At 67.9% G+C, this 13,620-nt stretch carries 10 protein-coding genes and 1 pseudogene; 4 read left to right on the forward strand and 7 right to left on the reverse strand.

The genetic code is table 11. The annotated features are described in order from the left end of the window. Positions 1 to 28 precede the first annotated feature (28 nt). On the forward strand, positions 29 to 1,393 hold the full coding sequence (locus AC4GYU_RS12240) for a protein adenylyltransferase SelO family protein (RefSeq protein WP_491087231.1): 1,365 nt from the start codon (positions 29 to 31) through the stop codon (positions 1,391 to 1,393). Then, a pseudogene (astD, locus tag AC4GYU_RS12245) lies at positions 1,389 to 2,861 on the forward strand (succinylglutamate-semialdehyde dehydrogenase); the annotation flags it as partial. The gene AC4GYU_RS12240 and the pseudogene astD, both read left to right, overlap by 5 nt. On the opposite strand, the gene AC4GYU_RS12250 reads toward astD, so the two are convergent. Together AC4GYU_RS12250 and AC4GYU_RS12255 are read right to left on the reverse strand one after the other, a co-directional pair. Next, positions 2,858 to 4,030 carry a glycosyltransferase gene (locus tag AC4GYU_RS12250; protein WP_491087232.1) on the reverse strand — a complete coding sequence of 391 codons (1,173 nt, stop codon included), beginning with the start codon at positions 4,028 to 4,030 and terminating at the stop codon, positions 2,858 to 2,860. The pseudogene astD and the gene AC4GYU_RS12250 sit on opposite strands and share 4 nt — an antisense overlap. 100 nt (positions 4,031 to 4,130) lie before the next feature. Then, on the reverse strand, positions 4,131 to 5,621 hold the full coding sequence (locus AC4GYU_RS12255) for a replicative DNA helicase (RefSeq protein ID WP_491087233.1): 1,491 nt from the start codon (positions 5,619 to 5,621) through the stop codon (positions 4,131 to 4,133). A gap of 126 nt (positions 5,622 to 5,747) precedes the next feature. On the opposite strand from AC4GYU_RS12255, the gene dcd reads away from it, so the two are divergent. Continuing rightward, complete coding sequence (gene dcd / locus AC4GYU_RS12260; RefSeq protein WP_491087234.1) at positions 5,748 to 6,302, forward strand: dCTP deaminase; 555 nt, start codon at positions 5,748 to 5,750, stop codon at positions 6,300 to 6,302. Here the strand turns inward: dcd and AC4GYU_RS12265 are convergent, their stop codons facing one another. The 5 genes from AC4GYU_RS12265 to AC4GYU_RS12285 form a co-directional block, all read right to left on the reverse strand. Then, positions 6,303 to 6,623, reverse strand: coding sequence for a hypothetical protein (locus tag AC4GYU_RS12265; RefSeq protein WP_491087235.1), 321 nt, complete (start codon positions 6,621 to 6,623; stop codon positions 6,303 to 6,305). A gap of 77 nt (positions 6,624 to 6,700) precedes the next feature. Continuing rightward, the gene (locus AC4GYU_RS12270; protein ID WP_491087236.1) at positions 6,701 to 7,255 is read right to left on the reverse strand and encodes an NADPH-dependent FMN reductase; all 555 of its coding nucleotides are present in this window, start codon (positions 7,253 to 7,255) and stop codon (positions 6,701 to 6,703) included. Positions 7,256 to 7,406: 151 nt separating this feature from the next. After that, on the reverse strand, positions 7,407 to 9,629 hold the full coding sequence (gene rnr, locus AC4GYU_RS12275; protein ID WP_491087237.1) for a ribonuclease R: 2,223 nt from the start codon (positions 9,627 to 9,629) through the stop codon (positions 7,407 to 7,409). 8 nt (positions 9,630 to 9,637) lie between these two features. Further along, on the reverse strand, positions 9,638 to 10,567 hold the full coding sequence (locus AC4GYU_RS12280; protein ID WP_491087238.1) for a DMT family transporter: 930 nt from the start codon (positions 10,565 to 10,567) through the stop codon (positions 9,638 to 9,640). Positions 10,568 to 10,585: 18 nt separating this feature from the next. Beyond that, entirely contained in the window at positions 10,586 to 11,986 is a 1,401-nt protein-coding gene (locus AC4GYU_RS12285) for a M28 family peptidase (protein ID WP_491087239.1), read from the reverse strand. 80 nt (positions 11,987 to 12,066) lie between these two features. Here AC4GYU_RS12285 and AC4GYU_RS12290 point away from each other — a divergent pair, with 80 nt between their 5' ends. Then, complete coding sequence (locus AC4GYU_RS12290) at positions 12,067 to 13,566, forward strand: CoA-acylating methylmalonate-semialdehyde dehydrogenase (protein ID WP_491087240.1); 1,500 nt, start codon at positions 12,067 to 12,069, stop codon at positions 13,564 to 13,566. Positions 13,567 to 13,620 lie beyond the last annotated feature (54 nt).

Consider the following 13,620-nt stretch of genomic DNA (forward strand, 5'->3'; position numbering starts at 1 on the left):
GTTGGTTGGGCCCCTCTATCTGGACAAGATGACGCTTTCGCAACCCTATCGCCCCGATCCGCGGATCCTCGAGCTCGGGGAGGATTTCTACGATCCGGTCGCGCCGGCCGCCTTTCCGGCCTGCACCCCGCGCTTCCTCAACCATCGGGCAGCGGTCGAGGTCGGGCTCGAGGAGACCGACTGGGTGGCGCATTTCTGCCGCTTCGAGCCTTTGCCTGGCAATCTGCCGCAGCCGCTCGCGTTACGCTATCATGGGCACCAGTTCCGCTCCTATAATCCCGATCTCGGCGACGGGCGCGGTTTCCTGTTCGCGCAGCTTCGTGAGGTGCAGGGGCGGCTGATGGACCTTGGCACCAAGGGGTCGGGCCAGACGCCCTACAGCCGCTTTGGCGATGGTCGGCTGACGCTGAAGGGCGGCGTGCGCGAGGTGCTTGCGACCGAGATGCTCGAGGCGCTGGGCGTTCCGACCAGCCGGAGCTTTGCCTTGTTCGAGACGGGCGAGAGCCTCGAGCGCAACGACGAGCCCTCCCCCACCCGCTCGGCGGTGCTGACCCGGCTCAATCATAGCCATGTCCGGATCGGCACCTTCCAGCGGCTCGCTTTCTTCGAACAGGGCGGGAATATCGAGCGGCTGGTGGCCTATTGCCTCGAGCATCTGTTCGGCGAGCCGGCGGAGGCCGGGGTGCATCGCTTCATGGAACTGGTGACCGAACGGACCGCGCGGCTCGCGGCGGCCTATCTCGCGGCGGGTTTCGTCCATGGGGTGCTCAACACCGACAATATCAACGTTACCGGCGAGAGCTTCGATTACGGCCCGTGGCGCTTCACGCCAACCTGGGATCCGGGCTTCACCGCGGCCTATTTCGATCATTCGGGGCTTTATGCCTTCGGCCGCCAGCCCGAGGCGATCCAGTGGAACCTCGCACAGCTCGCGGGCTGCCTTGCGCTCGTGACCGACGATCATTCAGGTCTGAGCGAGCGACTGCAGGGCTTCGCGCCCGCCTTCCACGCGGCGCTGGCGGCGGCGGTGACGCGGCGGCTGGGGCTGGCTGCGGCTGGAGCCGACGAGGACCGGACGCTCGCCCGGGCGGTCGTCGCGGCGCTCGGCGCGCAGGAGGTCGGTATCGACCGCTTCTTCTTCGACTGGCGCGGCGGGGCGCGTCCCGATGGCGATCCCTACCAAGGCGAAGCGTTCGACGCGGTCGAGCAGGCCATCGGCGGACGGCGCGGACGGCGCGACCATGCCTACTGGCGCGATGCCGAGCCCTGCTCGCTCCATATCGAGGAAGTCGAGGCGATCTGGGCCGCCATCGCCGAGCGCGACGACTGGGGTCCGTTCGAGGGCAAGGTGGCAGCAATCCGCCGGATGGGCGCGGCCATGGCCGAGGCTTGACGGAGCGCACGGGTCGGGCCCATCGCGAGGCCAAGGGAGCAACATGCAGCTGATTTCGATCGAACCCGCGACCGGGGCCGAGCTCTGGTCGGGCACTACCGGCGATGCCGAAGCCGAGGTCGCCGCGGCGCGGGCCGCCTTCCCCTCCTGGGCCGCGCAGAGCGTGACCTATCGGGCCGAGACGCTGCGGCGCTTCGCCAATGTCGTCCGCTCGCGCGAGAACGAGCTTGCCGAGCTGATCGCGCGGGAGACGGGAAAACCTTTGTGGGAAGCGCGGACCGAGGTCGGCGCGGTGGTCAACAAGGTCGATATCTCGATTAATGCCTACATGCAGCGCACGCCGCAGCGGAAGCATGAGGGCGCGCTGGGGTCAAAGGTCGCGGTCCGGCACAAGCCGCACGGCGTGCTGGCGGTGCTCGGCCCCTATAACTTTCCGGCGCACCTCCCGAACGGGCACATCGTCCCCGCCCTGCTCGCCGGCAACAGCGTGGTGTTCAAGCCGTCGGAAAAGACTCCGGCGACCGGCGCGATGCTGGTCGACCTCTATCGCGAGGCCGGGGTGCCCGAGGGAAACATCCGGCTGCTGATCGGCGGCCCCGACGAAGGCCGGGCGCTTGCCGCGCAGGAAGGCATCGACGGACTGCTCTTCACCGGCTCGGCGCGGGCCGGCCAGGCGCTCCATCGTCAATTCGCCGACACGCCGCACAAGATCCTCGCGCTCGAGCTCGGCGGCAACAATCCGCTGGTGATCTGGGACGCCAAGGACGTGACCGCGGCGGCGACCATTGCGGTCCAGTCGGCCTTCCTTTCGGCCGGTCAGCGCTGCACGGCAGCGCGCCGCCTCATCGTCCGCGACGGGGGTGCGACCGACAGACTGGTGGCCGAGATCGTCAAGCTGATGGACCGTCTTATCGTCGATGCGCCGCTCGCCGACCCGCAGCCGTTCCTCGGTCCGGTCATCGACAATGATGCCGCCGATCATCTCCAGGCGCAGTTCCTCGACCTCATGATGAAGGGCGGGCGGGTGATCCGCCGGCTCGATCGCCCGCATGCCGAGCGGCCCTATCTGACGCCGGCGCTGATCGACGTCACCGACATCGAGGACCGGCCCGACGAGGAATTGTTCGGCCCCGTGCTCCAGCTCATCCGGGTGCCCGATTTCGACGCGGCGATCGCCGAGGCGAACAACACGCGCTTCGGTCTTGCGGCGAGCCTCGTCGGTGGCTCGCCCGAGCAATATGACCACTTCTGGGGCGAAGTCCGGGCGGGCGTCATCAACTGGAACAAGCCGACCAATGGCGCGCCCTCGGACGCGCCGTTCGGCGGCGTAGGCCTCAGCGGCAACCACCGCCCGAGCGCTTTCTACGCGGCCGATTATTGCGCCTATCCGGTGACCAGCAGCGAAGCCGAGATCGCGCGCGCGGCGATCAACGAGGGGCTGCGCGACCCCAACTTGCTCGAGGACTAGGCCGCGAGCCGCTTCAACAGGTCGACATAGGTCGCGAGGGTCCGGTCGAGCGAATAGCGGCCGGCCTGGTCGAGCAATGCCTGGCTATCGCGCGGCGCATCGATCCGGGCGGCGATCGCCCGCGCGAGTGCATTCGCATCGGGCTCGGCGATCGGGCCGAGCCGTCCGTCGTCGAGCAATTCGGCCGCTCCCGTCACCGTGCGGGTCGCCACCACCGGGCAGCCATTGGCCATGGCTTCGAGCATGGCGTTGCTCATCCCTTCGTAGCGCGAGCAGCAGACATAGGCGGCGGCGCGGCGGAAATAGGCATGCGGATTGGGCTGAAATCCTTCGAACCGGACGTCCCCGGCAACCCCAAGCCTCCGGGCGAGCGCCTCGAGCCGGTGGCGCCAGGCGTTGCGCTCCTCGCCAACGATCATCAGGCGGAGCGGTCGCTCGGCGCGAAGCCTGGCGAAGGCGGCGATCAGAAGCTCGAAATTCTTGTAGCGGTCGATCCGTCCAACCCCGAGGATCACCGGCGGCTGCCGGGGCTCGAACCAGGGGTGCGCGAAGGGCTCGGCCCCGCGCGCGGCGATGGCCGAAAGGTCGATGCCGTTGGGGATGGTGACGATCCTGTCCGGCGTGACGCCCATGTCGCCGTGCAGTTCCTCGGCGACCTGACGGCTGACCGCGATCATGAGGTCGGCCTTGGCTTGCCGCCGGATCGCCTTGCGGCGCTTGTTCCAGTAGCGGAGCCATTCGTATCCGTTGTAACCCTCTGGCCGCGGCAGACCCGTGCTGATCCGGAGCAGGAGCTTGCCGGGCACGTCGGCCGCGACCTTCGCCGACGCTGCGGCGCTATGGAAATGATTGCCTGCCGAGAGGATGACGCGCGGGCGCTCACGCCCGACCAGCGCGGCAAGGCGCGGCACCGCGGCCTTGCCCTGCCGCCGCCGCTGCCCACGCGAATAATTGGCGCCGAGCGGTGTCCCGAAGGCTTCGACCACAACCCCCGGCGGCACGTCGCTGCGCATGCTCCCCGCATCCTGCGCGACCCACAAAGCCACCCGCAGCCCCGCGGTGCTGCACGCTCGCGCGATGCGCAGGGCGTTGCGGACCACGCCGGTCGGTCCGAAGTCGAACATGATGATCGCGACGTCGAGGGCGCTCGAGGGGGCGGACATGGCCATGGCCCCTCCCCTTGCGGCAATCGCCCGGCGTTGAAAAGCAGGCGGGCCGAAGCGTCGCCGCTCCGGCCCGCGCCCCTCCCCGGGCTCTCAACCGACCATTTTAATGGAATTCGGGCGCGTAGCCTTCTTCCACGAGATCGGTGAACTTGGTGATCCGCGAGTCGAACTTGAGCTTGACCTTGCCAGTCGCGCCGTGGCGCTGCTTGGCGACGATCAGTTCGGCGATGCCGTAGATCCGGCTCATCTCTTCCTGCCATTCGGCAAAGTCGGGATGGTCGTCGGCGGGCTGCTTGGCGGCGAGATAATAGTCGCCGCGATAGATGAACCAGACCATGTCGGCGTCCTGCTCGATCGAGCCGGACTCGCGAAGGTCGGACAGCTGCGGGCGCTTGTCCTCGCGCTGCTCGACCGCACGGCTGAGCTGCGACAGCGCGACAACGGGAACGTGAAGTTCCTTGGCGAGCTGCTTGAGGCCGCGGCTGATCTCCGAGATTTCCTGCACGCGATTGCCGTCGCCGCCCTTGCTCGTGCCCGAAAGGAGCTGGAGATAGTCGACGATGATCAGCCCGATATTCTTCTGCCGCTTGAGGCGGCGGGCGCGGGTGCGGAGCGCGGCGATCGACAGGCCGGGGGTGTCGTCGATGTAGAGCGGGAGGCTGTTGAGCTCGCCCGCGACGCGCGCGAAATCGCGGAATTCGTTGATGTTCATGTTGCCGGTACGGATCTGCGTGCCGGGGATGTTGCTCTGCTCGGCCAGGATACGCGTCGCCAGCTGGTCGGCCGACATTTCGAGGCTGAAGAAGGCCGTCGCTGCGCCCGCCGACCGTTCGGCCGGGATGCCGTCGGCGAGATCCTGGAGCAGCCGGCGGGCGGCATTGAAGGCGATGTTGGTCGCGAGCGAGGTCTTGCCCATGCCCGGACGCCCGGCGAGGATGATGAGGTCGGAGCGGTGCATGCCGCCCATCCGCGCATTGACCTCGGTGAAACCGGTGGTGATGCCCGACAGCTTGCCACCGCTGTTGAGCGCGGCCTCGGCGATCTGGAGCGCTTCCTTGGCGGCGTCGGCGAAGGTCTTGACCTTGCCCTCGCCCCCGCCCTGCTCGGCGACCTTGTAGAGCTCGGTCTCGGCCCGCTCGATCTGGTCGAGCGGGCGGACGTCCTCGGAGGTGTCGAGCGCGCCGTTGACCAGCTCGCGGCCGACCGTGACGAGGCTGCGCAGCAGCGCGAGATCGTAGATTTGGGCGGCGAAGTCGCGGGCGGCGATCAGCGCCGCGCCCGAGCCGCTCAACTGGGCGAGATAGGACGGGCCGCCGACCTCCTTCATCGCCTCGTCGGCTTCGAACAGCGGGCGCAGAGTCACCGGATTCGCGACCATATTGCGATCGACGAGACGAAGAATCGCATCGTAGATCCGGCCATGCAGCGGCTCGAAGAAATGCTCGGCGCGGAGCTTGAGCTGGACGTCCTCGATCAGGCGATTGTCGAGCAGCAGCGCCCCGAGCAGCGCGGCTTCGGCTTCGATGTTCTGCGGAAGGGTTTGCGCGGGAGCGGGTTCGCTGACGGCGCCCGGGTGCATCAAGATCTCGGCCATGGGGGCGCGTTTTACGCCTTTGCCCGACGCGGCCAAGCTGTGGATAACGGGGAAATCGTGCAATCGGCGGATTTCTGCCCGAGCGGAATCGACGAACGGTTCAGCGCGCGGCTAAGCCTTGTACCCATGTCCATCCTATCCGACCGCTGGATCCGCGAGCAGGCGCAAACCCATGGCATGATCGAGCCGTTCGTCGAGGCCCAGCGCCGCGACGGCTGCATCAGCTACGGCCTGTCGAGCTACGGCTATGATGCGCGCGTCGCCGACGAGTTCAAGATCTTCACCAACGTCGATTCGGCGGTGGTCGACCCCAAGGACTTCGCCTCGAACAGCTTCGTCGACCGCAAGACCGACGTCTGCATCATCCCGCCCAACAGCTTCGCGCTGGCCCGGACGGTGGAATATTTCCGGGTGCCGCGCGACGTGCTGGTGATCTGCCTCGGCAAATCGACCTATGCCCGCTGCGGGATCATCGTGAACGTGACCCCGCTGGAGCCCGGCTGGGAAGGGCATGTGACGCTGGAATTCAGCAACACGACCCCCTTGCCGGCCAAGATCTACGCCAACGAAGGCGCGTGCCAGTTCCTGTTCCTCAAGGGCAACGAGCCGTGCGAGGTCAGCTATGCCGACCGGGCGGGCAAGTATCAGGGGCAGCGCGGGGTGACCCTCCCCCGCCTCTGATCAGTGGCGGCCGGTATTGAGGCCGACCCCGAACAGCAGCAGGCCGGCCAGCAGGGCGACGAGGAGCAGAAGGACGATCTGCACCCGAAGATGGCGCGCCTGAAGGATGGCGTCATAGGCGGGAAGATCGAGCCAGTAGTTGCCTGGCCGTTCCTCGTGGATGACGCCTTCCGCGCGAAGTCGATCGAACTGGCGGCGTTCCGCCCCGTTGGCGGGCGTGAAGCCGATCGTCCGGTCGGGCCGGACCGCATCGGCGGCGAAAAAGGCGTGCTGTATCTCGCGCTTCGCCTTCGCGATCACTGCTGCTGCGGCCGTTGCCATGCTCGTCCTCCGTGCGCCCGAAGTCGGCCGATGATGCGCCTCGCATCGCCGGCGATCAAGCGCCCGGAGGAAAGTCCTCAGGCCAGCCTGTCGACCCAGGCGACGAAGGTGTCGGCGAAGCCGTCGACCAGCTTGGCGAGGCCCTCGTCGGTAATCCGGCCATCGTCGCCGAACTTATCTTCCGACAGGTTGCCGACATACATTTCGGGCTGGCCGAGCACGATCGAGTCGAGGTGGACGAGGCACTGGCGAAGGTGGTGGTTGCAGCCGAAGCCGCCGGTCCCGCCGGTCGACTGGGTGACGACCGCGGCCGGCTTCTTCTGGAAGACGCCCTGCCCATAGGGGCGCGACCCGATGTCGATCGCATTCTTGAGCCCGCCCGGGATCGAGCGGTTCCACTCGGGGCTGACGAAGAGGAGGCCGTCACAGCCCTTCACCGCGGCGCGGAAGGCATCCCACTGGGGGTGCGGCGCATCCTTCTCATGGTCGGGATTATAGAGCGGCAGGTCGTGGATCTCGACGTCCCGGAAGCTGAGCCGGTCGCCGGCGGCGAGCTCGATCGCCTTGGCGAGGCGGGTCGTGAGGCTCTGGGCGCGCGGGCTTCCGCGAAGGACGGCGATGGTGCGGGGCATGGTGACCTTTCGAGGCTGGTTGTGGGGACTGGACCGGTCCTGCTGCCGTCACCCGCCGCGAGCCAGATGGCCTTGGGGCGTGGTGACGAGCGATGCGCCGGTCCGTTCGTTGCTGCCAACCGCCGGAAGGGCCGCCTGTTCCCGGCGCTGCTCAGCGGCGCTTGCGACCCTGGTGCCGGATGTTCGAGGGGCGGCCGCGCTTGCCCATCGCGGGACCGCGGGTGCGATCGCGGCGGTTCGTCGAGCCCCGTGCATAGCTGCCTTCGGGAAGCTCGAAGCGAAGCGCGCCGCTCACCGGATTGGCCTCGACGAGCCGAAGCTGAAGACGCTGGCCAACGCGATAGGTGTCTTGGCTCTCATCGCCGATCAGCTGACGGGCGGCCTCGTCGTAGCGGAAATATTCCTGACCGAGCTCGGCCGCGGGGATGAGGCCGTCGCCGCCAAGCCCTTCGACGGTGGCGAAGAAGCCGAACGGCTGGACGCCCGAGATGCGGCAGTCGAGCAATTGCCCGACATGGTCGGCAAGATAGGCCGCGACATAGCGATCGATCGTCTCGCGCTCGGCCTCCATCGCGCGCCGCTCGAGCATGGAGATATGTTCGCCGATCTCGGTGAAGCTGGTCGCATCCTCCGCGGGCAGGCCGCCCTCGCCGAGCTTATAGGCCGAGACGAGCGCCCGGTGGACAAGAAGGTCGGCATAGCGTCGGATCGGCGAGGTGAAGTGGGCGTAGCTCGCCAGCGCGAGGCCGAAGTGGCCGAGATGATCGGGCGCGTAGCGGGCCTGCATCTGCGTTCGGAGCAATTGCTCCATGATCTCGGGCCGCGAGTCGCTGTCGCCGACCCGCTCGATGATGCGGTTGAAGGTGCCGGGCTTGATCACCTGGCCGAGCGCGAACTCGAGGTCGAAGGTCTTGAGATAGTCCTTGAGCGCCGTGAGCTTCTCGCGGCTCGGTGCCTCGTGGACGCGATACATGACCGGGGCCTTCCTGGCCTCCAGCGCCTTGGCGGCCGCGACGTTGGCCGCGATCATATAGTCCTCGACCAGCTTGTGCGCGTCGAGCCGTTCGCGCGGGGCGACCGAGGTAATCCGGCCTTTCTCGTCGAGAACGACCTGCCGCTCAGGCAGGTCGAGCTCGAGCGGCTCGCGGCGGGTGCGGGCGGCGAAGAGGGCTTTCCAACACTCCCAGAGGGGCTTGAGGGCCTGTTCGACGAGTTCGGCTTCGACCCCGCCCTTGCCGTCGATCGCGGCCTGCGCATCCTCGTACGCGATATTGGCCGCGACGCGGATGACGGCGCGGGTGAAGCGCCAGCTCTTGAGCGTGCCGTCGGGAGCGACGTGGAGATGGCAGGCGAGCGCGGCGCGGTCGGCGCCTTCCTTCAGCGAGCAGATGTCCGAGGACAATTCGTGCGGGAGCATCGGCACGACGCGATCGGGGAAATAGACGCTGTTGCCGCGGCGGCGGGCCTCGCGGTCGAGATTGCTTCCCGGGCGGACGTAGAAGCTGACGTCGGCGATGGCGACGATCGCGTCCCAGCCGCCGTCCTCGCGCGGGGCCGCCCAGATGGCATCGTCATGGTCGCGGGCGTCGGCGGGATCGATCGCGACGATCGGCAGGTGGCGCAGGTCCTCGCGGTCGTCGCCGAGGGGGAGCGTGGAGACCTTGCGGGCCTCGTCGACGGTCTCGGTCGAGAATTCGTTCGGAAGGCCATGCTTGTGGATGGCGATGAGGCTGAAGCTGCGCGGAGCGAAGGGATCGCCGAGCACGGCGTCGACCCGGGCCGAGACGCGCGGCGGCTTGCCCGACGGTTCGGCCAGCACGAGGTCGCCGGTGGCGGCGTCGCCGAGCTCGGAGATGGGCAGTTGGCGGCGTTCGCGCTTGTCGGTGGGTTTCAGCCATTTGCGCCCGTCCTCGTCCTCGTGGACGACGCCGAGGATGAGGTCGGCCGAGCGCTGCAATTTCTTCATGAGGTGGGCGACATGGCCGGTGCCGCGTTCCTCGGTCCGGGCGAGGATCCGGTCGTTCAAGGCAAGCGCCGAGCGGCGACCCTTTTCGATGACCCGGAGCTTGGGTGCGGGTCCCTCGCCCTCCCAATTGTCGGGGACCGCGACCGCGCCCTCCTCCACCCCCACGACCCGCAGGACAGTGACGCGGGGGATTCCGCCGGCGCGGTGGAAGGCGCGGCCGGGTGCGCTGTCGATCAGCCCCTCGTCGGCCATGTCCTTGAGGAGCGCCTTCAGCATGATCTTGTCGTGGCCGTGAAGACCGAAGGCGCGGGCGATCTCGCGCTTGCCGGCGGGCTGGCCCGACTGCTGGATGAAGTCGAGGATCTGCTTGGGGGTCGGCAGGCCCTTGGGGGCGGTCTTGCGGGGCATTCGCTTCCTTAGGATGACGTCTCGGCGCGTGCTTCGAGGGCAGCGCGCCGGGCCAGATGATGTTCCCGCCAGACGATGACGAGGCCGCTGGCGATAATGACGGGGGCGCCGAACCAGATGGACGCGCTCGGCAACTCGGAGAAGAGCCAGGCGCCGAGCAGGGTCGCCCAGAGCAGGCTCGTATAGTCCATCGGCATGACGAGCGCGACCGGGGCCAGGCGGAGGCTGGCGGTGAGCGTCAGCTGAGCAAGGCCGCCGGCAAGCGCCATCAGCCCGAGGATGGCAAAGGTCATGCCATCATGCGCCCGGCCGAAGACGAGCATCAGAAGGCCGAGCGGAACGAGGCTGCTCGCGGCGAACCAGAAGACGGTGGTGGAGGCCCGCTCGGTCTGCCCGAGGCGGCGGATGACGACGGTGACCGAGGCGGTGAGCACGGCCGCGAGCAAGGCCACGCCGGCGCCGAGCAGCGGCACGTCGCCCGTCCCCGGATGAAGGATCAGCAGTACCCCCGCGAAGCCTGCGGCGACCGCTCCCCAGCGCCAGCGCCCGGTCGGCTCGCCGAGGCTGACGGCGGCGAGGATGGTCGCGAAGATCGGAACGGTGAAGCCGATCGCGGTCGCCTCGGCCAGCGGAAGCATGATCATCGCGAGGAAATTGAGGCCCATGGCGACCAGCCCCAGCGCCATCCGCCCGACATGCGCGCCGACGCGCTTTGTCCGCAGCGAGGCAAGGCCGGGACCGGCGAGGACCAGGCCGGTCGCGCACAAGGCCGAGCCGATCTGCCGGTAGAAGAGGCTTTCGACGACATGGACGCCGCGTTCGCCGGCGAGCTTTACAGCTGCGAACATGACAGCGAGAAGGACGGCGGTGACGAGGCGGAGGAGCATGCCGAGCAACGGGTGCTGCTCGGCCGGGCGGTCGGTGTCCTCAACCGTCATGAAGGCTCGACGAAGCGGTCACTTGGGGACCGGCGCGACATAGGGCTTGAAGGCGCCGCCGGGGACCGCGCTGGCGACCGGGCTTTCCCAGCCACCATTGCTCACCGACGAAACGCCGAACACCCAGTCGTCGACCCGAACCTTTGGGAGGATCACGCTGCAGGGCTCGGGATTGGCCTGCGTGCAGAGCGTCGCGACGGTGTCGCTGCCAAGGCGGCGGCGCATCGGCACTGCCAGCGTCTGCTGCCACTGGTTTGAGTCCGTGCGCCGCCAGCGAACGACATGCTGGGCCGAGCCGGGCACGAAACGCCAACTGATCTTGGTGTCGGTGCTCACCGCGCCCTCGGCCGTGGGCTCGGGCGGCGGCGGGGCGCTGGCGAGGGCCATCAGGGCGGCGGTGTTCAGGCGGATGACCTTAGTGAGATAGGGGAAGTCCATCTTGTCGATGGTGTCGCCATATTCGACGCCCTTCTCGGTCCGGAGGTCCTGGTGCTGCTGGTCGTAATTTTCGACCGCGACCGAGAAGCGGATTGCGGGGAAGCCGGCGTTGAGGAATTCGGTATGGTCGCCGCCGCGGCCGAAGCGATCGTTGCGCCAGACCTGGCGGACGTCGAGGCCGATTTGCGGAAGGCGCTCGGCGAGACGGTCGAGGAAGCGGCTGATGTTGCGGCTGGGGCTGTCGTTTTCGCCGCCGAGGCTCCGCTGCGCGGCGGCGAGCGCCTCCCGCCCCTGCCAGCGCGGGCCTTCCGAAAAGATGCGGACGGTCTTGCCGTCGCACGCCCCGTCCGAGCCGCAGCTGTTGCCGATGATGTCGTTGTTGAGATTGGCGACGACGTTCCAGCCCTGCGCCTTGGCATAGTCGGCGAGGATCTTGCCGCCGAGGAGTCCCTGCTCCTCCCCCGACAGCGCGGCGTAGACGATGGTCCCGGGGAACTTGCGCTTCGACAGCACCCGGGCGCTTTCAAGCACCGCGGCGGTACCCGATCCATCATCATTGGCGCCGGGCGCGTCGGCGGTGGCGTTCATGACGTCGGTGACCCGGCTGTCGATATGGCCGGTGATGATGACGACGTCGTTAGGCCGCTCGGTCCCGCGCTGGATCGCGACCGCGTTGCAGACCCGCGTCGGGGTCGGCACGCGCGGCGGCTTGGTCACCATGTCGCAGGTCTGGAGCGTCTCGAGCCCGAGCTTCTTCATCTCCGACTCGGCCCAGCGAACCGAGGCGCCGATCCCGCGCTTCGGGTCGGTCTGGCTCGACAGCGTGTGACGCGTTCCGAAGCTCACCAGCTTGGCGATGTCGGCGCGGATGCGGGCCTGGCTGACCTCGTTGGCGGCGGCCTGCATCTGCTGCTCGGGCGTCGCAGCGCCGGCAGCGGTTCCGGCGAGCAGGGCGAGGGAAAGGACGGCAAATCGACGCATGGACGGGTCTCCTCAACGCGGTCCTGACTGGCATCGCGCATCGCGCTTGGCTAGTGGCGGGCGCGAAGAGGAGATCCCCCATGCGTAGCATCGATCATTTCATCGGCGGCGGCAGCTTCCAGTCGGGCGACCGTCAGGCCGAGGTGTTCAATCCGAGCGAAGGCTCGGTCCAGGCGAGCGTTCGCCTCGGCACCGTGCAGGATCTCCAGAAGGCGGTCGACGCCGCCAAGGCCGCCCAGCCCGCCTGGGCCGCGACCAACCCGCAGCGCCGCGCGCGGGTCATGTTCAAGTTCAAGGAACTGATCGAAGCGAACATGGACGAGCTCGCCGCGATGCTCTCGAGCGAGCATGGCAAGGTGCTCGCCGACAGCCGCGGCGACGTCCAGCGCGGGCTCGAAGTCATCGAATATACCTGTGGGATCCCGCAGGCGCTCAAGGGTGAGTATACGCAGGGCGCCGGCCCGGGCATCGACGTCTACTCGATGCGCCAGCCGATCGGCATCGGCGCGGGGATTACCCCGTTCAATTTCCCGGCGATGATCCCGATGTGGATGTTCGGCATGGCCATCGCCTGCGGCAATGCGTTCATCCTCAAGCCCAGCGAGCGCGATCCAAGCGTTCCGGTGCGGCTGGCCGAACTGATGAAGGAAGCGGGGCTTCCCGACGGCATCCTCAACGTCGTCCACGGCGACAAGGAGATGGTCGACGCGATCCTCGACCATCAGGACATCGGCGCGATCAGCTTCGTCGGCTCGTCCGACATCGCGCAGTACATCTATTCGCGCGGCACCGCGAACGGGAAGCGCGTGCAGGCGTTCGGCGGGGCCAAGAACCACGGCATCGTCATGCCCGACGCCGACCTCGACCAGGTGGTGACCGACCTCACCGGCGCGGCGTTCGGCTCGGCGGGCGAGCGCTGCATGGCGCTGCCGGTGGTGGTGCCGGTCGGCGAGGAGACCGCCAACCGCCTGCGCGAAAAGCTCATCCCCGCGATTCAAGCGCTGCGGATCGGCGTCTCGACCGATCCCGACGCGCATTACGGCCCGGTGGTCAGCCAGGCGCATAAGGAAAAGGTCGAGAGCTACATCCGGATGTGCGTCGACGAGGGCGGCGAGCTTGTGGTCGACGGGCGCGGCTTCACGCTGCAGGGCTCGGAAAAGGGCTTCTTCGTCGGCCCGACCTTCTTCGACCACGTCACCACCGACATGCGCAGCTACAAGGAAGAGATCTTCGGGCCGGTGCTGCAGATGGTCCGGGTCGCCGATTTCGAGGAAGCGGTCCGCCTCCCGAGCGAGCATGACTATGGCAATGGCGTCGCCATCTTCACCCGCAACGGCCATGCCGCGCGCGAGTTCGTGAGCCGGGTCAATGTCGGCATGGTCGGGGTCAACGTGCCGATCCCGGTGCCGGTAAGCTACCACAGCTTCGGCGGATGGAAGCGCTCGGGCTTCGGCGACATCGGGCAATATGGTCAGGAGGGCCTGCGCTTCTGGACCAAGACCAAGGTCGTCACCCAGCGCTGGCCCGACGGCGCGGCGGGCGGCGACGAGAACGCCTTCGTCATCCCAACGATGGGCTGAGCCACGGCAGGGATAGAGCGTCGGCTTGCTTGACAATCCGGCCCCGTCCTTGCT

It is taken from the genome of Sphingomonas sp. SP2, from assembly GCF_058313385.1.